The sequence below is a fragment of the Lentzea sp. CA-135723 genome (genome assembly GCF_050936595.1).
GTDB lineage: Bacteria > Actinomycetota > Actinomycetes > Mycobacteriales > Pseudonocardiaceae > Lentzea.
Genome location: NZ_JBNJMK010000001.1, coordinates 2427165 through 2448383, shown reverse-complemented (window position 1 = coordinate 2448383; position 21219 = coordinate 2427165). Strand labels below are relative to the sequence as shown.

Sequence of the window (21219 nt, the reverse complement as noted above, 5' to 3'; positions counted from 1 at the left end):
CGATCGATCGATCGAAGGGGAGCGATGACCGTCGACTACGCGTGCCACGAGGGTGTGGCCGTGGTGCGCCTGAACCGTCCGGATCGGCTGAACGCCGTGGTCCCGGCACTGGTGGACGACCTGCTGGCGGCGTTCGCGCGGGCCCGTGCGGAGGCTCGGGTCGTCGTGCTGGCCGGGCGCGGGCGGGCGTTCTGCGCCGGGCACGACCTCAAGGAGCCGGTGCCGGCCGAGACCGTGCCGCAGACGCGGGCCCGGCTGGAACGCATCCAGGACGTGACGCGGGCCGTGCGGGACTTCCCCGGCGTCGTGATCGCGGCGGTGCACGGGTACGCGCTCGGGGCTGGCTGCGAGTTCGCGCTGGGGTGCGACCTGGTGGTGGCGCACGAGGACGCCCAGTTCGGGTTTCCCGAGGTCAGCGTGGGGTTGAGCGTGACCGGCGGGATCTCGGCGTTGCTGCCGCGGATGGTCGGGTTGCCGCGCGCCAAGGAGCTCTTGCTGCTGGGGGAACGGGTTTCGGCCGCGCGTGCGCACGAGCTGGGGCTGGTCAACCGGGTCACGTCCGACCACGAGAAGACGGCGCTGGAACTGGCCGCCGAACTGGCTTCGCGTCCGCCGATCGCGGTGTCACTGGCCAAGCGCGTGCTGGATCTCGGTGCGGACGCGTCGATGGAGGCCGCCCTCGCGACCGAGGTCGATCACGCGATCCTGACCAGCCTGTCCGGGGAGAACGAGGCGCCGCGCGAGGAGTTCGGCCGTGGCTGACCTCATCTCGGCGCTGCGCACGGCCGCGGTCAGGTGGCCGGACAAGATCGCGTGGACGTTCGACCCGGGAAGCTCGTTCACGTTCGCGGAGATCGACGCGCTGTCTAACGGGTACGCGCAGGCGTTGCGGGACAGGGGGATCCGAGCTGGGGACCGGGTCGCGATCGTGCTCCGCAACGTGCCGGAGTTCCCGCTGGTCTGGTTCGCGCTGGTCAAGCTCGGGGCGACGGCCGTGCCGCTGAACGTCAAGTACCGGTCGGCCGACGCCGGGCACGTGCTGCGGACCGCCGAGGTGGCCGCGGTGGTGAGCACCGAGGAGTTCCGGCCGTTGCTCGCCACGCAGGTCGTGCACTACGTCGAGGCGCTGGACCCCGTCGAGGGTTTCGTGCAGGGGCCGGTGTCCGCGCCGGTCAGCCTCCAGTTCACCTCGGGCACCAGCGGGAAACCGAAGGCGTGCGTGCTGTCGCACTCCTACTGGCTGACGCTCGCCGGCAGCCTGGTCGACTACTTCCCGAACCTCTCGTCCGACGACGTGATGCTGACCGCGCAACCGTTCCACTACGTCGACCCGCAGTGGAACGTCGTCGCCGCGTTGCTCGCCGGCGCGCGTCTCGTGGTGCTGGACGGCTTTCACCCGTCGTCGTTCTGGGCGAAGGTGCGCGAGCACGGCGTGACCTACTTCTACTGCCTCGGCGCGATGCCGGCGTTGCTGCTGCGCATGCCGCCGGATCCGTTGGACCGCGAGCATTCCGTGCGGGTCATCGAGGCGTCGGCGATCCCGCCCGCGTTGCACGCCGAGCTGGAGCAACGGTGGGGTGTCGGCTGGTTCGAGGCGTTCGGCATGACCGAGACCGGCGCGGACCTGCGGATCACCGCTGACGACCACGACAGGTTCGTCGGCACCGGCTGTCTCGGCCTGCCCGCCCCGCACCGCGAGGCCAAGATCGTCGACGGCGAGCTGTGGTTGCGCGGCCCCGGGATGATGGACGGCTACCTAGGCCTGCCCTCGCCGTTCGTCGACGGCTGGTTCCGCACCGGCGACCTCGCCAGGATGGAGGACGGCCGCGTCTACCACCTGGGCCGCAGCAAGGACATGATCCGGCGCAGCGGCGAGAACGTGGCGGCGCACGAGGTCGAGGAAGTCCTGATGGCGCACCCCTCCGTGCGTCTCGCGGCCGTGGTCGGCGTGCCGGACGACATCCGCGGTGAGGAGGTGAAGGCGTTCGTGGTCGGGGAGGTCACTGGTCAGGAGCTCGCCGAGTTCTGCGCGGAAAGGCTGGCGTCGTTCAAGGTTCCGCGGTACTGGGAGTTCCGCGAGGATCTACCGCGCACCCCTTCCGAACGCGTCGCCAAGGAGCAGCTGCGGTGAGCTTCCACTTCGAGAGCCCTGTCTACTTCGACGAGCTGGATCTCAACGGCACACTGCACAACTCGCGCTTCGCCCTGCACGTCGAACGCGCCCAGTCGGCGTTGTTCGAGTCGATGGGCTTCGGCTGGTCCACCTACGCCGACCGCGACCCCGACCTGAACTACGTGGTGAAGGAGCTGCACATCGAGTTCAACGCGGCCTTCACCGCCCCCGGCGTGTTACCGGTGGAGATCACCGCGGACCGCATCGGCACCACCAGCGCCCGCTACGGCTTCCGCTGCGGTCGCTACGCCTCCGGCTACCGCGTGATCGTCAAGGTGGGCGCCGACGGCCGTCCCGCGGCGTGGAGCGACTGGTACCGCATGGCCTTCGAAGGGCTCTCATGATCAAGGCAGACCTGCTGCTCACGAACGCCGAGTTCGTGACGCTCGACGGCCCGGCGTCCGCGCTCGCCGTCCTGGGTGACCGGATCGTGGCTCTGGAGGAGGTCCCGGCCCGCGAGGTGGTCGACCTCGGCGGCGCCGTCGTCACGCCGGGCTTCCACGACGCGCACAACCACATGGCGTGGTTCGGCCTCACACTGTCCGAAGTGGACTGCCGGGTGACGAGCCTGGACGCTTTGTACGCGGCGGTGGAGGCCGCGCCGGACGGCGAGTGGGTCGTCGGCTTCGGCTACGACCAGAACAAGTGCGGCGGCCACCCCACCCGCGAAGGCCTGGACCGCGTGGCCCGCGGCCGCAAGGTGTGGATCAAGCACACGTCCGGCCACATGTGCGTGGTCAACACGCCCGTCCTGGCAGCACTGGGCATCGCCGGCCAGACCGTCGAGGTCACCGGCGGAGTGGTGGACACCGAGACCGGCCTGCTGCAGGAGCAGGCCCAGCAGCTGGTGAACCCGCTGGTCCTGCCGTACCCCGTCGACACGCTGGTGGACGCGATCGACCGGGCGGGCCGCGTGTACCTGAGCGAGGGCGTGACGAGCTGCGTCGAGGCGGGCATCGGCGGCGGCTGGATCGGCAAGTCCCCGGTCGAGCTGGAGGCCTACCACCGTGCCCGCGAACAGGGCAGGCTGCACGTCCGGGTCGAGCTCATGGTCGCCGCGGACGCGTTGCACGAGATCACCGAACTGGGCCTCGGCCTGGACCTGGGCCTGCGCACCGGCTTCGGCGACGACTGGCTGCGCATCGGCCCGACCAAGATCTTCTCCGACGGCTCGCTGATCGGCCACACCGCCGCGATGTGCCACGACTTCGCCGACACCCCCGGCAACCACGGTTACCTCCAGGGCGACGCGGAGACGTTGCGAGCGCAGATCATCGCCGCCCACCGAGCAGGCTGGCGCGTCGCCACCCACGCCATCGGCGACGCCGCCATCGACCTGGTCCTCGATGCCTACGACGAAGCCCAGCGGTCGCACCCGCGCCCGGACGTCCGCCACCGCGTCGAACACTTCGGCGTCTCCCGCCCCGACCAGGTGCGGCGCGCCTTCGAGCTGGGCGTGATCCCCGTGCCGCAGGGCCGTTTCGTGAACGAGATCGGCGACGGCATGCTCCGCGCGCTGGGCCCCGGCCGTGCGGCGTGGGCCTACCGCCAGCGTTCCCTGCTCGACGCCGGCCTGGTCGTCCCCGGCAGCTCCGACCGCCCGGTGGTGAGCGGAGCGCCGTTGCTGGGCATGCACGACATGGTCAACCAGCTCACGTCGTCCGGCGCGCCGTTCACCCCGGCCGAAGCCGTCACGGGCCTGGAAGCGTTGCGCGCCTTCACCTCCGGCTCCGCCTACGCCAGCAAGCAGGAACACCTCAAGGGCACGCTGTCCGCCGGCAAGCTGGCAGACCTCGTCGTCCTCTCCGGCAACCCGGCGACAACCGACCGCATCAACGAGATCCAAGTGCTGCGCACGATGGTGGGAGGCCGGTTCCGGTGGAGCTCGTAGCCGCGTCGACCCTGACCCCGGCCGACCTGACCGCCGTCGAACAGATCTACCTCGACGGCTTCGAACCCCACCTCCGCGCGCCCTTCGACAACCTCCTGGCCGACACCGCCCTGGTCCTGGTGGACCGCAAACCGCTGGGCCTGGCCGTACTCCGCGTCCTCGGCGACACCGGCTGGGTCTACCTGCGCTACTTCACCGTGGGGGAGAAGGGCAAAGGCCTCGGCGAACACCTCTGGACCCACCTGCGCACCGCCATGACGAGCGCGGGCCACACCCGCATCGTCTACGACGTCGAAGACCCGGCCCAGCACGGCATCGACGCGGCGGAGGAACGGATCCGCCACCGCCGCATCACCTTCTACCGCCGCCTGGGCGCCGTCCTGCTGCCGGTCAACGGCTACCTGCCACCGCAGGGCAGCGCCGGCTACCCGATGCTGCTGATGGCCGCCGACTACGTGGACCAGACCCCGGCGGCCGCCGACGACCTCGAACGCATCGTGGTCGCCGTCTACGAACACCGCTACGGCGTGGCACCGACGGACCCGGTGGTGGAACGGACGCTGCGGCTCAGCGGCGTGTCACACGCGCGCTGACCCGACCTTCCAGTAGCCGCTGAACATGATCGCCTTCCGGTCCACCCCGCGCTCCTTCACCAGGTGCCGCCGCACCCCGGTGGCGAGCGCCGACTCCCCGCACGCCCACGCGTACTCCACAGTGGACAGAGCCTTGTCCTGGATCGCCTTCAGCACGGCCGATCCCGGCTCGCCGTCGCCGCGGTACACCCACTCCACGTCGAGGTCGACCCGGTACGACTCGTCCGGCACCTCGGCGAACACGTGCAGCGGCCGCGTCTCCACCTCCAGGATCGCGGCGAGCGCGGGCAGCGCCGTCTCGTCCGCGGCGAGCAGCACCGCGCCCTCGGCTGGTGGGCGGTAGGCCGAGCCGCCCGCGCGGAAGCCCGCCTGGTCGCCCGCGATCGCGCGGCGGGCCCACCTCGTCCCCGGCCCCGCGTCGCCGTGCACCACGAAGTCCACGTCGATCTCGGCTGCCTCCGGCCGGTGCGCGCGGACCGTGTACCAGCGCAGGTCGGGGCGGGTGTCCTCGGGCATGGCGCGCAGGGAGGTGCGGACGTTGATGCGGTCGTCGGGCGGCATGACGAGGTCGCGGCCGGTCGCCATCAGGAGGCCGAAGTACTCGTCGGGGCCGGTCACCGCGAACGAGGAGAACTCCGGCGCGTGGAAGGTGATCCGGCGCATGTGTTCGCTGAGCTCGGTCACGGTCGTGACGGTCATGACGAACTGGTCGAAGACCTCGCGGCGGTTCGCGGGGGCCATCACCATCTCGGCGGCCTTGCTGGCGGCCTTGAAGGTGAACCTCTCGAAGGCGGAGTAGCGCGACATGCGTGCAACGTACACCTTTGGTTAGGCTTACCTAAACCCATTGGGCGAGATCGTCATCGATGCCGCACACTGCGGACATGTTCCCCAGGACCGCGCAACAGCAGTGGTGGTTCGAAGCGCCCGAGAGCAAGAACCGCAGCCAGGCCGCCGGGCTGAGGCTCGCCATCGCCTACCACGACCGGGACGCCGACGCCGTCGCGCGCGCGTTGCCCGAGGACGAGGCCGAGGTGCGACTCGTCATGGGCGCGTTGGAGAACGGCCTGCTCGCGCTCAACCAGCTCTACCCGCCCGGCTCGCCGGAGGACGTGTGGGAGAGCGTCACGCCGATCCTCGACGCCTCCGCACCGCAAGGTGTCGCGGCCCGAGCGCGCGCGTTGCTCGCGGCGATGATGCACGCGATGTACGACCCGTTGCTCAACGAGGTCTACGAACGCAAGGAGCAGGACCCCTACGCGGGCGCGCACCTCTATGCGGCCCTTACTGCCATGCGCGCGTTCGGCGGCGAGGGTGACATCGAGTACATGCGAGCCAAAGCGGACGAGCTCGACCCGGCCTGAAAGGCCCGTGACCTGCGGCGACAGCAATGAGGGGTAGCTAACAGGGGTCTAGGGGGTGCATGGACATACACCTTCGTGCATAATTCTCTACGTGTCCAAGGTGCTCACTTCACTCCCAGCCGGCGAACGCGTCGGCATCGCCTTCTCCGGTGGTCTCGACACCTCCGTCGCGGTCGCGTGGATGCGTGAGAAGGGCGCTGTGCCCTGCACGTACACCGCGGACATCGGGCAGTACGACGAGCCCGAGATCGACACCGTCCCCGGCCGCGCCGGGACGTACGGTGCCGAGATCGCGCGGCTCGTCGACTGCCGTGCCGCGCTGGTCGAGGAAGGCCTCGCGGCGCTGGCCTGCGGCGCGTTCCACATCCGCTCCGGTGGCCGCGCGTACTTCAACACGACCCCGCTCGGGCGGGCCGTCACGGGCACCATGCTCGTGCGCGCCATGCTCGACGACGACGTCCAGATCTGGGGCGACGGCTCCACCTACAAGGGCAACGACATCGAGCGGTTCTACCGCTACGGCCTGCTCGCCAACCCCTCGCTGCGCATCTACAAGCCGTGGCTCGACGCCGCGTTCGTGAGCGAGCTCGGCGGCCGCAAGGAGATGTCCGAGTGGCTGCTGGAGCGTGACCTGCCCTACCGCTCGTCCGTCGAGAAGGCGTACTCGACCGACGCGAACATCTGGGGCGCCACCCACGAGGCCAAGTCGCTCGAGCTGCTCAACGAGGGCATCGAGATCGTCGAGCCGATCATGGGCGTCAAGTTCTGGGACCCGTCGGTCGAGATCGCGACCGAGGACGTCACCATCGGCTTCGACCAGGGCCGCCCGGTCACGATCAACGGCAAGGAGTTCCACGACGCCGTGGACCTCGTGCTGGAGGCGAACGCCATCGGCGGCCGCCACGGTCTCGGCATGTCCGACCAGATCGAGAACCGCATCATCGAGGCCAAGAGCCGCGGCATCTACGAGGCGCCCGGCATGGCGTTGCTCTACATCGCCTACGACCGCCTCGTGAACGCGATCCACAACGAGGACACCGTCGCGGCGTACCACAACGAGGGCCGCAAGCTCGGCCGGCTGCTGTACGAGGGCCGCTGGCTCGACCCGCAGTCGCTGATGCTGCGCGAGTCGCTGCAGCGCTGGGTCGGCGCCGCGGTCACCGGCGAGGTCACGCTGCGGCTGCGCAGGGGCGACGACTACTCGATCCTCGACACGTCCGGCCCGGCGTTCAGCTACCACCCGGACAAGCTGTCGATGGAACGCACCGAGGACTCGGCGTTCGGCCCGGTCGACCGCATCGGCCAGCTGACCATGCGCAACCTCGACATCGCGGACTCGCGCGCCAAGCTGGAGCTCTTCGCGGGCCTCGGCATGGTCGGCACCCGCCAGTCGGCGCTCATCTCCGCCCAGCCGGAGCCGACGCAGCTGATCGGCGAGGTCCCGGACGGCGGCGCCGAGGCCATCGCCTCGCGCGGTGAGGTGTCGGAGGCCGACGAGCTGCTCGACGCGGCCGCGATGGAGTTCGGCACGGACTAGTCCCGGCGAGAACGGGGTGGGAGCACGCGGCTCCCACCCCGTTTTCTCACGTCTGGGGCCACATCGAGTAGATGACGTTGTCCGCGTCCGCGCACACGACCTGCGGCATGATCCCCTCGGGGACCTGGTTGCACGACATCGGACCGATCTTCAGCGCCGGCAGCCCGGTCTTCGGGTCGGACCGCTGCGCGTAGTAGTCGAACAGCACCGCCCCGGCCTGGTCGCAGTTCAGGCGGCCCGCCGGCGTCTCCACCACGACCGCCAGCATCGGCTTGCCCAGCGCGCCGGCGAACGGCCTGTCGCAGTACTGCGACGGCATGCCCTCGTACTGGTCGGGCGGCACACCGTCCAAAGCGGTCTTCTCCGCCGCCTCGGTGGTGGTCGGCGCCTGCTCGGTCGTCGTCCGCTCAGTCGTTCGCTCGGTCGTCGGAACGGTGGACCCCGAACCGGACCCGGTGACCTCGGTGCTGCACCCGGCGGTGAGGACGGCGAGCAGCGCGATCAAGAACCTCATGCCACCGGGGTCGGTGCGAGGCGGGACATCGTTACCCCGCTAGCCTTCGGGCTTGTGCCGATCGACGCTGAGCGGGTCAGGCCCGCGGTGCTGCTCAACCCCCTGGCGGGCGACCCGACGGACGCCGACAGCCACATCGGCGGCCCGATGCTGTGGCCGATCGACGACCCGTGGCCGCACTGCGACGGCAGCGCCCACGACCCGAGCAGCGGCGGCGAGCCGTTCGTCGGCGCCGTGCAGCTCTACCGCCGCGATTTCCCCGAGCTGCCGTTCCCCGACGGCACCGACGTGCTCCAGGTCTTCCTGTGCACGCTGCACCACGACCTCCCGAACGGCTACGGCCCGGACGTGCGGCTGGTGTGGCGCGACTCCACGACGGTCTTCGAGCTGATCGAGGAGGAGCCCGAGCCGTCCGAGCAGGTGGAGCAGTACGTGCCGACGGTCAACGTGCTCGAGCCCATCCGGTTCGCCGAGCACGGCGACAAGGTCTCCGGCGGCACCAAGATCGGCGGCTGGACGGCGTGGAGCGGGCCGGTCGAGTTCCCCTGCGTGCGGTGCGGTGCCGTCCAACGCCAGACCCTGTCGCTCGCGACGCACGAACCGTCCGGTGAGGACGTCGAGTGGGAGTTCGGCGACGCGGGCAACCTGAACGTCCTCACCTGTCCCGAGGACGTCACGCACCCGGTCGCGGTGTACGTCGACTGAGCGCCGCCACCCCGGCGAGCAGCACCAGCAGGACCCCGGCGAACCAGGTCATCACGGTCGTCGGGGTGAGGTAGCGGGTCGCGAGACCGATCGACAGCGACGGCACGCTCAGCCCGAGGTAGGCGATGAAGAACAGCGTCGCCAGCGCCTCGCCGCGCCTGGCAGGGGCCGCCATCGCCGCGACCGCGCCGATCGACGACTTGAACTGCACGCCCGCGCCGATGCCCGCGACCGCCCCGCCGACCAGGAACAACGGGAAGCTCGTCGCGTGCATCCCGGCGACCACCAGCACCAGACCCAGCGCCTGACCGCCGAGCCCCAGCACGCGCCGGACACCGGCGGACAGCGAGCCGGTCACCGTCTGCGCCACGGCCGCGCCACCGAACACCAGGAACACCACGAGCCCGGCCAGCAGCCGTGACGGGTGGTGCAGCTCGCCCGCCACGAACCCCGGCGACACCGACGTGAACACGCCGAACACCGAGAACGCGGCGAACGCGCCGGCACCGGCGGCCAGGTAGCCGCGCCGGTCGCCGTGGTCGGCGGAGATCCGCTGCGGCCGGTAGGGCACGCGCCGGCGGTCGACGGTCTCCGGCGTCAGCGCGACCGCGGCCACCGACACGACGAGCAGCACGGCCAGCACGACGTACGGGGTGCTCAACGGCGCCGGCGCGTACTGGGCGAGCACGCCCGCGACCAGCGCGCCGACCCCGAGCCCGCCGATGTTCGCGGCCGTGGACACGATCTCGAACCGCCGCGGGGTGGCGCCGGGACGGTGCTTGGCGTGCAGGTCGTAGAGGTACGCGGTGGAGGTGGCGACGATCATGCCGATGCCCAGGCCGTTGACCACCCGCGCCACGATCAGCACGGACAGCGAGGTGCTGGTCAGGAACAGCAGCGCGGAGACGATCTCCAGCGTCAGCGCGGGGATGAGGATCGCCTTGCGGCCCACCCAGTCCGAGACGTGGCCCGCCAGCACCAGGCTGATCACCACGCCGACCGCGAACGCCGCGAACACCACGGTGATGTCGAACGTCGTGAAGCCCTCGCGCGCGACGTAGAGCGGGAACAGGGGAGCGGGCACGGTGGAGTAGGCGCTCGCGACGAGGAACGTGAGCGCGACGGCCCAGAAGCCGCGGCCGTGGTGCTTGCTCTCGGCGGGTCGTTCGGCGACCGGGGGCGAGTCGAGGACCAGAGACATGCCACCACTGTGCGGACCTGCAAGCATCACGTCCAACGAAAGTTGAAGCTAGCGATCATCAAAAGATGAGATACTCGCTGGTGTGGACCTGCGTCAGCTCGAGTACTTCGTCGCGGTCGCCGAGGAGGCGAGCTTCACCCGTGCCGCCGCGCGCGTGCACGTCGTGCAGTCCGCCGTCTCGGCCGCCATCAAGACGCTCGAACGCGAGCTCGGCGCGTCGCTGCTCGACCGCAACTCCAAACGCGTCCTGCTCACCGACGCGGGCGAGGCGTTGCTGCCCAGGGCGCAGGCCGTGCTGGACGCCGTCAGCGAGGCTCGGGACGCCGTCGCGCAGGCCCAGGGCGGGCTGACCGGCACGGTCCGGCTCGGCACGCTGACGTCGGTGACGCTGATCAACCTGCCGGAGCTGCTCGGCGAGTTCCACCGCCGCCACCCCGGCGTGCTGGTGCGCACGAACGCGGCGACGTCCGGGTCGCTCGGCCTCGTCGAGCAGCTGCTGGACCGCCGGCTCGACCTGTCGTTCGTGTCGCTGCCCGGCGAGGTGCCGGACGGGATCGTGCTCGACGAGCTGTCGCAGTCGGTGATGGACCTCGTCGTGCCGCTCGACCACCCGCTGGCCGCGCGGGACGAGGTGCCGATCACCGACCTCGCGGGGCTCGACTTCATCGACTCGCCGCTCGGCTACGGCAACCGGATGGTGGCCGACCGGGCGTTCGCCGCCTGCGCCGTGCCGCGCCGGGTGACCGTGGAGATGTCCGACATCTTCACGGGCGTCGACTTCGTGCGGCACGGGCTGGGCGTCGTGTTGCTGCCGGACTACATCATCGGGGCCGCGCCGGGCGTCAGGAAGCTGACCGTGACGGGCGCGGACCTGACCTGGCCGCTGGGTCTCGCCTGGCCTGCCGGGCGCAGGCCGAGCGCCGCGACCAGGGCGTTGATCGGTGTCATCCACGAGGTGTTCCGGCTCGGGGAGCCACGCAGCTGAAGCTCGCCGCGTCGTCCGGGTCGCCCGCGCGGTACCGGGGCCAGGCCGGGTACTCGCACAGCGGCCGGGTCCTGGCGCGGGTCAGGTCGGTGACGACCGGGGAGCGCGGTGCCCGTCCGCCCGAGACCCAGTGTTCGAGCGCGGTCAGCGAGTCCCAGCCCGCGGCGAACGCCGGGGTGCCGAAGTTCGCGTGGTTGGCGCCGGGCACCAGGTAGTACCGCAGGAACTCGTCCGTCGCCCTGGCGCCGAGCCGGTCGCGGACGCGTTCGTAGTAGTCGTTGGTCGAGCGGTGCGAGACGAGCTCGTCCGCGTTGCCGTGCATCAGGATCAGCTTGCCGCCGGACCGTGCGAACGGGCGCAGGTCGGTGTTGTTGCGGTCCTGGACCAACGACAGCTCGCTGATCCTGGCGAGCCACTTGCCCGGTTTGCGCGGGTCGAGATCGAGGGCGCTGAAGCCGGGGTCGCGGGTCAGGAAGTGCTTCACCCACTGGTCCCAGTACTGCAGGCCGTACCCGCTGGTGGCCGGCATCGGATTCGCCGGGGGCGTGGTGCCGAACCCGAGGAACGGCGTCCGCATGTCCGCGCCGGACAGGAACGGGAAGCCGGGGTAGTTCGTCTCGCCGCTCGCGACCCGGTACGGCCAGCGCAGCGGCGTGGACATGGCCGTCACCGCCTCGATCTGCGCGTCCGTCAGGCAAGCAGAGGTCTGCGGGCACCTCAGCGTGCGCGGGTCGAACCGGCAGGAGGGGTTCGAGACGACGCCGTCGCGCACCCCGTCCGCGCCGTCGCACGCGCTGATCACGCTGTCGTACAACAACGTCTGCTCGGCCGGCCCGGGGAACGCGCCGGGCCGCGCCAGCACCTGCGTCAGGTACCCGAGGTACAGGCCCTCGGCGAGGTTGTTCCACGCCGGGAAGCCGGAGATCACCCCGTCGAACGCGTCCGGCCACCGCTGGGCGACGACCAGCGCCTCCCTGCCGCCCGTGGACCCGCCGGCGAAGAAGGTCCGCGCCGGACCGCGCCCGTAAGCGCGCCTGGTGAGGAACATGCTCGCGTCGTAGGTCTTCTTCAACGCGTCCCCAGCGGCGAAGTTCCGCAGCGCCTCGTCGTTCACCCCGAACGACCCGTCGAGCGACGGCACCGTTCCCGGGGTCTGCTGATGACCCGAGTCGCTGGCGAACACCACGTACCTGCGGGCGAGCGGCGCGTCCCCGGCGGCGAACGGCACGGCGCCGGTCAACGCCGGAATCGTGCCGTTGTACCCGCCACCACCGAACATCAGCGCCTTGCGGTTCCAGTCAGAAGGCAACGCCACGCGCATCTTGATCGAGGGTGCCGACCGGTCGACCGGAAAGATGTCGGCGTCGACCTGGCAGTAGGCGATCGTTCGTCCACTCACGACACTCGACGTGGCGACGGCGGCGGTGACCTGGCCTCCGCGCGTCGGCAGGCTGATCACCGAGGCCGGGACCGCCACCCCGGCCAGCGCGGCGCAGGACGTGGAAGGTGTTGCGAGAGCAGGGGTTCCGCCGAGCAACAGGACCGCGGCGGCCAGCACGACAGGGGTTTTCACCACCGGTGTCCCTTCAACGGTAGAGGTGGGTGCCGGGCACGGCTTCGGGATCCTCACGGACCTCGGCGGGGTTCGTCTCGGGCAGGAACCACGCGCAGCCGAACGTGATCAGCCCCATGAGAGTGATGTAGGCGGCCACGGGCAGGGTGCTGCCGGTCTCCGCGATCAGAGCCGTCATCAGGAACGGCGTGCCACCGCTGATGACGATCGCGGACAGCTGGTAGGACAGCGACGCGCCGGAGTACCGGACGTTGGGCGCGAACAGCTCGCCGAGGAAGCTCGCGATCGGTCCGTACGTGAGGCTCTGGAAGACGAACCCGACCACCACGGCGACGAAGATCAGCGGCAGTGACGCGGTGTTGACCAGCCCGAAGTAGGGGAAGCCCCACAGCGCCACCCCGAGCCCGCCGACCAGGATCAGCGGACGCCGCCCGATCCGGTCGGAGAGGTGCCCCGACCACGGCAGGACCACGAGCATCGCGACGGAACTGAGCAGCACCACCGTGAGCAGCCCGTTGCGGTCGAGCTTCAACGACGTGGTGCCGTAGTTCAGCAGCCCGGCGATGCTGACGTAGAACAGGCTGTTGGTGGCGGAGAGGATCCCGCAGGCGAGCAGGATCGTGCCCCAGCGGGAGCGGATCACCTGCGCGAGCGGCGCCCTGACCACCGCGCGTTCCGGCCGGGCCACCTCGTTCTGCAACGCGCGGAACTCCGGCGTGTCCTCCACTTTGGACTGGACGTACAGGACCACGCCGAACATCACGATGCTGAGCAGGAACGGGATCCGCCAGCCCCAGCTGAGGAACGCGTCGTCCGGCATCAGCCCGCTGGCCGCCACGAAGATCAGGTTTGAGATGATCACCGCGACCGGCACGCTGGTCTGGCCGAACGTCCCGGCGAACCCGCGCCGCTTCGGGCTCGCGGACTCGGTCAGCAGCAACATGATCCCGCCCCACTGGCCGCCCGCCGCGAGCCCCTGCAGGAACCGCAGCGTCACCAGCAGGACCGGCGCCAGCGCGCCGACCGACGACGCGCTCGGCAGGCAGCCGATCAGGAACGTCGCCGCGCCCATCAGCGCGAGGCACGTGACGACGACCGGCTTGCGCCCGTACTTGTCGCCGAAGTGCCCGGCGAGCACCCCGCCGACCGGCCGCGCGACGAACCCCGCCCAGAACGTGCTGAACGCGAGCAGCGTGCCGGTGAGCGCCGACGACTGCGGGAAGAACACCTTCGGGAACACCAGCGCGGCCGCCGTGCCGTAGAGGAAGAAGTCGTACCACTCGATCGAGCTGCCGATCAGGCCCGCGGTGAGGAGCTTGCGGAAGCCGCGCCGCCGGGTCTGTTCCGGCTGGGCCACAGGGGTCGTCATACATGCCGCCTTCGTCGGTGAACCGGCAGGTGATGACGGCCAACGCTAGGGCGGAGGGCCCGGCGAGCCGAGGTGCGGATCACACACCGCGGACCTGGGTCTGGTGGACCTTTCCTCCACCGATTTCTGCGTGAGAATGGGGCGGTGACCGAAACGGACGAGCTGGTGCGCAGGCAACGGGAGCTGGCGTCGTTGTACGCGACGGCGAAGTCGCTGACCGCGCTGGGCGAGCTCGACGACGTGCTGCAGTCGATCGTCCGGCACGCCCACGACCTGATGGGCACGGACTTCACGTACCTCTCGCTGGTCGCGGACGGCAGGCTGTCGGCGAAGGCGGCGGAGGGGACGATCTCCGCGGCGTTCCTGAGCGCGACGATCCCGGCCGGGGTCGGGCTCGGCGGCAAGGTGATGGCCACCCGCCGTCCGCAGTGGGTGCGCAACTACGCCGCCTCGACGCACATCGACCACGACGCGGGCTTCGACCGGCTGGTCGGCACCGAGGACCTCGTCGCGCTGCTCGGCGTGCCGCTGGTGATCAGGGACGAGGTGGTGGGCGCGTTGTTCGCCGCGTACCGCTCCGAGCGGTCGTTCCACGCGGGCGAGATCGCGTTGCTCAGCGCGTTCGCCGACCACGCGGCCGTCGCGCTCGACAACGCCCGCCTCTACGAGGAGAGCCGGATCGCGTTGCGGGGCCTCAAGGAGCACGTCGCGTCCGTGGAACGGGCGCAGGCGATCCACGAGACGCTGACGGGAGTGGTGCTGGAGGGCGGCACCCCGGACGACGTCGCCCAGCTCCTCGCCGGGCAGCTCGGCGGCAGCGTGGTGGTGCTGGACCGGGCCGACGCCGCAGGCCACCGGTCCGGCCGGGTGACGACGTCGGTCGTCGACGGCATCGCGCACAGCGTGGCGCCGATCCGGGCGGGCGACAGCCACCTCGGCGCGTTGTCGTGGAGCCGGAAGGCCTTGCTGGAGCACGGTGTCTCCGACGACATGGACCTGCGCACCCTCGAACGCGCCACGCACATCCTGGGATTGCTGATCTTGAAGGAACGCGCGGTCGCCGACGCGAGCGAACGGCTGAGCGGCGAGCTGCTGACCGAGCTGATGGTCGGCAGCCCCGGCATCAGCGCCTCCCAGCGGTCCCGTGCCCACGCCCGCCACATCGACGCCGACCGGCTCGCCCTGGTCGTGGTCGCCGAGTCGGACGCGCCCGCGGACCTCGTGCGCCACCTGCACGACATCGCGCGGGAACGGTCGGGGCTCGCCGGCGAACACCTCGGCAAGGCGACGATGATCGTGCCGAGCACCGACGACGACCGCACCGTCGAGGAGGTCCACCGCCGCCTGAAGCGCGTGTGCGGTGGTCCGGTCGTGGTGGTGGGGGAGCGGGCAGTGGCTCACGACTGGGCGCGCGCGTACTCGTTGGCCGGGCGTTGCGGCACGGTGATGAGAGCACTCGGGCACACCGACCGTGGCGCCACCACTGGCCGTTATGCCTTGTACGCCTTGGTGTTCGACGTGGAGCGGGCCCACGACCTCGACCGCTTCCTCGCCACGTCGGTAGGACCGCTGGCGTCGTACGACGAACGCCGTGGCACCGATCTCGTCGGCACGCTCACCACCTACTACGACCACCGTGCGAACGTCGCGGCGACAGCGCGCGCGTTGCACGTGCACGTCAACACGTTGCTCAAACGGCTGGACCGCGTCGGCGAGGTGCTGGGCGGCGACTGGCGCACCGAGAACGACCTCGAACTGCGCCTCGGCCTCGAACTGCACCGGCTGCGGTCTTCAGGCGGACTCTCGTAGGGCGCTCTTCGACAGCTTGCCGGTGCCCGTCTTCGGCAGTGCGGCCCGGAAGAAGACCTCGTCGGGCAGCCACCACTTCGCGACCAGCGGGGTGATGTGCCGCAGCAGGTCCTCGCCCGTGGTGGCGCTGCCGTCGCGCAGCACGACGTAGGCGACCGGCCGTTCGACCCAGCGCGGATCGGGCCTGGCGACCACGGCGACCTCGACCACGTCGGCGTGCGAGGCGAGCGCGCTCTCCAGCTCGACCGAGGAGATCCACTCGCCGCCGGACTTGATCAGGTCCTTCATCCGGTCGACCAGCCTGACGTACCCGTGGGCGTCGATGGTGGCGAGGTCGCCGGTGCGCAGCCAGCCGTCCTCGGTGAACCGGTCGGCCGCGTCCACCAGGAAGTAACCGCCAGCGACCCACGGTCCCGCCACCTGCAGTTCGCCGATCGCCGTGCCGTCGCGCGGCAGTTCCGCGCCCGTCTCGACGTCCGCGACCCGCAGGTTCACCAGCGGCAACGGCTGTCCCTGAGCGGCCCGCACGGCCACCTGGTCGGCGTCGCGGTGCTGGGTCCGGGTGCCGCCGATCGTGCCGACCGGACTGATCTCCGTCATGCCCCAGGAGTGCGTGATGGGCACGCCGATCGCGGCGAGGTAGGTCTCCGACAGGGCGGGGGCGATCGCGGAGCCGCCGCCGAGCAGGAACCGGGTGGCGCTCAGGTCGTGCGAGCGCAGGCCGGGGACCAGGCTCGTCCAGACCGTCGGCACGGCACCGGCGACGGTGACCCGTTCGGTCTCCATGAGCTTCAGCAGGTGGTCCGGATTGGAAGACGGGCCGGGCAGCACCAACGACGCGCCGGCCATCATCGCGCCGTACGGCAGTCCCCACGCATTGGCGTGGAACATCGGCACGATCGGCATCACGACGTCGCTCTCGCACAGACCGATGAACCCGGCCGCGAGCGTGCCCAGGCAGTGCAGCACGGTCGACCGATGGCTGTAGAGCACGCCCTTCGGCGGGCCGGTCGTGCCGGAGGTGTAGCAGAGGCCGGACGCGAGGTGCTCGTCCGCGAGCGTGAACGCGTCCTCGAACGAACCTGCGAACGGCTCGGTGTCGACCAGGTCGTCGTATAGCAGCACGCGCGGGTCATCGGGGACGGGCACGCCGCTGTCGTCGGGCAGCACGACCCAGTACCGCACCGACGGCATTTCGCTGGCGCTCGGCCAGATCCGGGGGAGCAGCGCGCGGTCGACGAAGACGACGTCGTCCTGGGCGTGGTTGACGATGTAGGTGAGGTGCTCGGCGGAGAGCCGGATGTTCAGGGAGTGCAGCACCCGCTTGGTGATCGGCACCGCGAGGTAGAGCTCCAGGTGCCGCCGGGTGTTGGTGGCGAACGTGGCGACGCGCGCGCCGGCCGGGACTTTCAGGGAGTCGAGCGCGGTGGCGAGGCGCCTGGTCTGCGCCGCGACCTCGGCGTAGGTGACCCGCTCGCCCGCGGTCACGACCTGCTTGTGCGCGTAGAGGCGCTCGGCCCGCTCCAGCACGTGCGCGATGGTGAGCGGCCGGGGTTGCATCAGCCCGTCCATGGAACGTGACCCTAAGTGAGCTGGTGAGGGTGCGAGAGGGAGGAAACGTCCACTCATCCCCGTGCTGTGGCGGGGTTTTCTCACACCCGATAGACGTCGCACGCGAGCGTGATCAGGTCGGTGAGGTGCTGCGGCGGCTGGTCCTTCCACCACGCGAGCCACACGGCGATCGGTGGCGCGTCCACCACGGCCCGGTAGGCGACGCCGGGGCGTGGGTTGAGGCTCGCGGTGGCCTCCGAGGTCATGCCCACGGCCTGGCCGGCCGCGATCAGCGTGAGCCACTCGTCGACGCTGTGGGTGTTGCGCACGACGGCGGGTGCCTTGCCGGGTTGCCAGAGGTCCAAGGTGGTCGTACCGGTCCGGTCGTCCACCGCGATGCCGTACTTGGCGAGGTCGGCGAGCTTGAGCGAACGCTTGCGCGCCAACGGGTTGTCCGTCGCTACCACGCCGTAGCGGCGTTCGGTGCCGAGCAGGGCCGTCTCGAACCGCTGGTCGTCGAGCGGCGTGCGGACGACCGCGACGTCGGCCAGGCCCTCGGCGAGGCCGGAGGTCGGCGAGTTCGACTGGACGAACACCAGCGGCAGGCCCGCGTGGTGGTGCGCCCACGTCTTCTGCACGCGCCGGGTGTGCTTGCCCAGCGCTGACCACGCGTAACCGATGCGCAGCTCGGTGAGCGACTGGTTGGCGATCCGGTGCAGGTGCGCGACCTCGTCCAGCACGCGCCGGGCGCCCTCCAGCACCTGGGCTCCGGTCGTGGTGAGCGAGACGTGCCGGGGCGAGCGTTGCAGCAGGCGGGTCCCGAGCGTGGCCTCCAGGGCGGCGACCGACCGCGAGACGGACGCCTGGGTGAGGCCCAGTGCGGTGGCGGCGTCGGTGAACGTGCCGGCGTCCACCACGGCGACGAATGCCTTCAGGTGGCGCAGATCCATGCGCAGAGCGTAACCGATCTATACGCCGGACGTATGGTTCGGACGGGGTGTGAATTTCCCGTTTCGCCTGCGCGTGTTCAGGCTGGTCGGTATGAAGAGCCTCGGTGGATTCGCCACGATCACCGCCAGCGCGGCCAGCAGCCAGCTCGGCGCCGCGGTCGGCGCGCACGCGTTCGCCTCGATCGGACCGGCCGGGGTCGTGGCCGTGCGCCAGTTCGTGGCGGCGGCGGTGTTGCTGCCGGTCGCCCGCCCGGACCCGCGAAGATTCACCTGGGCGCAGTGGTGGCCGACGATCGCGCTCGGGCTGGTGTTCGCCACGATGAACCTCAGCCTCTACACCGCCGTCGACCGCATCGGGCTCGGGCTCGCCGTGACGCTGGAGGTCCTCGGGCCGCTGGGCGTGGCGCTGGCCGGTTCCCGGACGCGGCTGGACTTCCTGTTCGTGGTGATCGCGGCCGTCGGCGTGTACGTGCTGGTGCTGCCGGGGCCGTCCAGCGACTGGCTGGGCATCGGCGCCGGACTGCTGGCCGCGGCGAGCTGGGCCGCGTACATCCTGCTCAACCGCCTGGTCGGGCAACGGCTGCCGGGCCTGCAGGCGCCGGCCGCGGCGACGAGCGTGTCGGCGTTGCTCTACGTGCCGGTCGCGGTGTTCCTCGTGCTGAACGGCCAGTTCAACGGCATGGCGATCCTGTACGCGGTGGCGGCGGGCGTGTTCTGCAGCGTCGTGCCCTACGCGGCGGACGTGATCGCGTTGCGCAAGGTGCCCGCGCGGCTGTTCGGGCTGGTGTGCAGCGTGCACCCGGTGCTGGCCGCTCTGGCAGGGCTCCTGCTGCTCGGGGAGACCCTCGCACTCCACCATTGGGCTGGAATCTTGCTCGTGGTCACCGCGAATGCACTGGCCGTGACTTGCAGTCAGTGGTCCAGATCACCTAACGTGCAACCCGAAATGTGAATTCCATTCACTTAGCGGGGTGTTCATGCGGACGAAAGTCTTGACGGTGGTCGCCGCACTCGTCGGTGCGGCGCTGGTCAGCGGCCCGTTCGCGTGGGCGGAACCCGAGCCGTACCTGGTGGGCCGGGGCATCTCCGACGTCACCGGCCCCGCCGCCGAGAACGGCATGATGGGCTACTCGAAGTTCGACCAGAAGACGTCGGGCATCCACCAGCGGTTGCGGTCGCGGGCCTACGTCGTGGTCGACCGGGCCACCAACAAGCGCGTCGCGTACGTCAACGCCGACCTCGCGATGATCTTCCGCGCGGTCCAGGAGGGCGTGCTCGCGAAGCTGCAGACCAAGTACGGCAACACCTACACGCGCGAGAACCTGCTGCTGTCCGCCACGCACACGCACAGCGGTCCCGGCGGCCAGTCGCACAACATCGCGTACAACCTGTCGATCCTCGGCCTCCAGCCGCAGGCGCTCGCCGCCGTGGTCGACGGCATCACCGAGTCGATCGTCGAGGCGCACGAGGACGTGAAGCCGGGCTCGATCAGCCTCGGCGTCGGCGAGCTCACCACGGCCTCGGTCAACCGCTCGCGCGTCGCGTTCGACCGCAACCCCGACAGGGGCGCGTTCCCGGCCGGCATCGACCCGCAGATGACCGTGCTGAAGTTCCAGCAGGGCGGCACGAACGTCGGCGCGATCAACTGGTTCGCCACGCACAACACGTCGATCACCAACGCCAACACCCTGATCAGCCCGGACAACAAGGGCTACGCGTCGTACCAGTGGGAGCACGACGACGAGGGCGTGCGCTACCTCGACAACACCGCGGGCTTCGTGGCGGCGTTCCCGAACACCAACGCGGGCGACATGTCGCCGAACCTCAACCTGAAGCCCGGCTCCGGCCCCACCGAGAACGAGTGGGAGAACGCCCGGATCATCGGCGAGCGCCAGAACCGCAAGGCCCAGGAGATCTACCACGGTCCTCTCGCGCCGGTATCCGGTGGCGTGGACGCGCGCATGCGGTTCGTGGACATGTCCGCCGTGCAGGTCGACGGGCGCTTCACGAGCGACGGCAAGGCGGGCACGACGTGCTCCGGTGTCGTCGGCGCGTCGACCATCGCGGGCAGCGTCGAGGACGGCCCGGCGATCCCCGGTTTCGAGGAGGGCATGCAGTCGCCGTGGAAGAAGCTCTTCGAGCCGTTGCAGATGGAGGTCCCGCAGTGGCTGCGCGACTGCCAGTTCCCGAAGGCCTCCCTGGTGCCAACGGGTCTGATCGGCGCGACGCCGAACATCGTGCCGCTGCAGCTCGTCCGCATCGGTCAGCTGGTGCTGGCCGCCGTTCCCGGTGAGGTCACGATCACGGCGGGTCTGCGGATCCGCAAGTCGGTGGCCGCGGAGCTGGGCGTGCCGCTGCAGAACGTCCTGATCCAGGGCTACGCCAACGACTACAGCCAGTACGTCACCACGCCGGAGGAGTACGACTCGCAGCAGTACGAGGGCGGCTCCACCCTGTTCGGCCGCAACACCACCCCGGCCTACCAGCAGGAGTTCGGCAAGCTGGCCGCGTCGATGAAGGCCGGTTCCGCGCTGCCCGCCGGCCCGACGCCGGGCAAGCCGCCGTTCACCGAGATCAACCTGCAGACCGGCGTCGTGCTCGACGACAAGCCTCTCGACAAGAAGTACGGCGACGTCCTGATCGCGCCGAAGGCGACGTACGGGCGCGGTGAGACCGTCACGGCCGTGTTCGTCACCGGTCACCCGAAGAACAACCTGCACCGCAACGGAACCTTCCTGGAGGTGCAGCGGCAGGTGAACGGCTCCTGGGTGCGCGTGGCCGACGACGGCGACTGGTCCACGCGCTACCAGTGGGCACGCGTGGGCATCTCGTTCTCCAACGCCACGATCACCTGGCAGATCCCGGCGGACACCCCGGCCGGCACCTACCGGATCGTGCACCACGGCGACGAGAAGTCGGGCTGGACCGGCAAGATCAGCCCGTTCACCGGCGCCACCACCGGCTTCACCGTCGGCTGAGCCCGGTTTGCAACGGCCCCTCGTCC

The 21219-nt window shown here is 70.4% G+C and carries 19 protein-coding genes; 12 read left to right on the top strand and 7 right to left on the bottom strand.

What is annotated here, in order from left to right; genetic code table 11:
- Positions 1-24: 24 nt before the first annotated feature.
- Genes ACQEU1_RS10110 through ACQEU1_RS10090 form a run of 5 tightly spaced genes read left to right on the top strand, consistent with a single transcriptional unit; the run spans position 25 to position 4657 of the window.
- Positions 25-762: an enoyl-CoA hydratase/isomerase family protein gene (locus ACQEU1_RS10110; RefSeq protein ID WP_433198647.1), complete on the top strand. Its 738-nt coding sequence runs from the start codon at positions 25-27 to the stop codon at positions 760-762.
- The gene (locus tag ACQEU1_RS10105; protein WP_433198645.1) at positions 755-2131 is read left to right on the top strand and encodes an AMP-binding protein; all 1377 of its coding nucleotides are present in this window, start codon (positions 755-757) and stop codon (positions 2129-2131) included. The genes ACQEU1_RS10110 and ACQEU1_RS10105 overlap by 8 nt, the downstream gene beginning before the upstream one ends.
- The gene (locus ACQEU1_RS10100; protein WP_433198643.1) at positions 2128-2517 is read left to right on the top strand and encodes an acyl-CoA thioesterase; all 390 of its coding nucleotides are present in this window, start codon (positions 2128-2130) and stop codon (positions 2515-2517) included. The genes ACQEU1_RS10105 and ACQEU1_RS10100 overlap by 4 nt, the downstream gene beginning before the upstream one ends.
- The gene (locus ACQEU1_RS10095; RefSeq protein ID WP_433198641.1) at positions 2514-4064 is read left to right on the top strand and encodes an amidohydrolase; all 1551 of its coding nucleotides are present in this window, start codon (positions 2514-2516) and stop codon (positions 4062-4064) included. The genes ACQEU1_RS10100 and ACQEU1_RS10095 overlap by 4 nt, the downstream gene beginning before the upstream one ends.
- The gene (locus ACQEU1_RS10090) at positions 4052-4657 is read left to right on the top strand and encodes a hypothetical protein (RefSeq protein WP_433198639.1); all 606 of its coding nucleotides are present in this window, start codon (positions 4052-4054) and stop codon (positions 4655-4657) included. The genes ACQEU1_RS10095 and ACQEU1_RS10090 overlap by 13 nt, the downstream gene beginning before the upstream one ends.
- Here ACQEU1_RS10090 and ACQEU1_RS10085 read toward each other — a convergent pair.
- A complete protein-coding gene (locus ACQEU1_RS10085) occupies positions 4643-5464 on the bottom strand; it encodes a siderophore-interacting protein (RefSeq protein ID WP_433198637.1) in 822 nt (273 codons plus the stop codon). The two genes, ACQEU1_RS10090 and ACQEU1_RS10085, sit on opposite strands and share 15 nt — an antisense overlap.
- A 77-nt stretch (positions 5465-5541) precedes the next feature.
- On the opposite strand from ACQEU1_RS10085, the gene ACQEU1_RS10080 reads away from it, so the two are divergent.
- On the top strand, positions 5542-6021 hold the full coding sequence (locus tag ACQEU1_RS10080; protein ID WP_433198635.1) for a hypothetical protein: 480 nt from the start codon (positions 5542-5544) through the stop codon (positions 6019-6021).
- Positions 6022-6112: 91 nt separating this feature from the next.
- A complete protein-coding gene (gene argG / locus ACQEU1_RS10075; RefSeq protein WP_433198633.1) occupies positions 6113-7558 on the top strand; it encodes an argininosuccinate synthase in 1446 nt (481 codons plus the stop codon).
- 46 nt (positions 7559-7604) lie between these two features.
- On the opposite strand, the gene ACQEU1_RS10070 is transcribed toward argG, so the two are convergent.
- Positions 7605-8072, bottom strand: coding sequence for a hypothetical protein (locus ACQEU1_RS10070; RefSeq protein WP_433198631.1), 468 nt, complete (start codon positions 8070-8072; stop codon positions 7605-7607).
- A gap of 54 nt (positions 8073-8126) precedes the next feature.
- Between ACQEU1_RS10070 and ACQEU1_RS10065 the strand changes: the two genes are divergently transcribed.
- The gene (locus ACQEU1_RS10065; RefSeq protein WP_433198629.1) at positions 8127-8777 is read left to right on the top strand and encodes a hypothetical protein; all 651 of its coding nucleotides are present in this window, start codon (positions 8127-8129) and stop codon (positions 8775-8777) included.
- On the opposite strand, the gene ACQEU1_RS10060 is transcribed toward ACQEU1_RS10065, so the two are convergent.
- Positions 8746-9978 (bottom strand): MFS transporter, encoded by a 1233-nt coding sequence (locus ACQEU1_RS10060; protein ID WP_433198627.1) that lies wholly within the window; start codon positions 9976-9978, stop codon positions 8746-8748. The two genes, ACQEU1_RS10065 and ACQEU1_RS10060, sit on opposite strands and share 32 nt — an antisense overlap.
- 82 nt (positions 9979-10060) lie before the next feature.
- Between ACQEU1_RS10060 and ACQEU1_RS10055 the strand changes: the two genes are divergently transcribed.
- Complete coding sequence (locus ACQEU1_RS10055) at positions 10061-10963, top strand: LysR family transcriptional regulator (protein ID WP_433198625.1); 903 nt, start codon at positions 10061-10063, stop codon at positions 10961-10963.
- On the opposite strand, the gene ACQEU1_RS10050 is transcribed toward ACQEU1_RS10055, so the two are convergent.
- Positions 10923-12539: a tannase/feruloyl esterase family alpha/beta hydrolase gene (locus tag ACQEU1_RS10050; RefSeq protein WP_433198623.1), complete on the bottom strand. Its 1617-nt coding sequence runs from the start codon at positions 12537-12539 to the stop codon at positions 10923-10925. The two genes, ACQEU1_RS10055 and ACQEU1_RS10050, sit on opposite strands and share 41 nt — an antisense overlap.
- A 10-nt stretch (positions 12540-12549) precedes the next feature.
- Positions 12550-13905: an MFS transporter gene (locus ACQEU1_RS10045; RefSeq protein WP_433198620.1), complete on the bottom strand. Its 1356-nt coding sequence runs from the start codon at positions 13903-13905 to the stop codon at positions 12550-12552.
- Between the two features lie 144 nt (positions 13906-14049).
- Between ACQEU1_RS10045 and ACQEU1_RS10040 the strand changes: the two genes are divergently transcribed.
- Complete coding sequence (locus ACQEU1_RS10040; protein WP_433198618.1) at positions 14050-15714, top strand: helix-turn-helix domain-containing protein; 1665 nt, start codon at positions 14050-14052, stop codon at positions 15712-15714.
- Here ACQEU1_RS10040 and ACQEU1_RS10035 read toward each other — a convergent pair.
- Both ACQEU1_RS10035 and ACQEU1_RS10030 read right to left on the bottom strand, forming a co-directional pair.
- Positions 15697-17286 carry a long-chain fatty acid--CoA ligase gene (locus ACQEU1_RS10035; protein WP_433198616.1) on the bottom strand — a complete coding sequence of 530 codons (1590 nt, stop codon included), beginning with the start codon at positions 17284-17286 and terminating at the stop codon, positions 15697-15699. The two genes, ACQEU1_RS10040 and ACQEU1_RS10035, sit on opposite strands and share 18 nt — an antisense overlap.
- A gap of 80 nt (positions 17287-17366) precedes the next feature.
- On the bottom strand, positions 17367-18215 hold the full coding sequence (locus tag ACQEU1_RS10030; protein WP_433198614.1) for a LysR family transcriptional regulator: 849 nt from the start codon (positions 18213-18215) through the stop codon (positions 17367-17369).
- A gap of 91 nt (positions 18216-18306) precedes the next feature.
- Here ACQEU1_RS10030 and ACQEU1_RS10025 point away from each other — a divergent pair, with 91 nt between their 5' ends.
- Both ACQEU1_RS10025 and ACQEU1_RS10020 read left to right on the top strand, forming a co-directional pair.
- Positions 18307-19167 carry an EamA family transporter gene (locus ACQEU1_RS10025; protein ID WP_433198612.1) on the top strand — a complete coding sequence of 287 codons (861 nt, stop codon included), beginning with the start codon at positions 18307-18309 and terminating at the stop codon, positions 19165-19167.
- Between the two features lie 25 nt (positions 19168-19192).
- On the top strand, positions 19193-21193 hold the full coding sequence (locus ACQEU1_RS10020; RefSeq protein ID WP_433198610.1) for a neutral/alkaline ceramidase: 2001 nt from the start codon (positions 19193-19195) through the stop codon (positions 21191-21193).
- Positions 21194-21219: the final 26 nt, after the last annotated feature.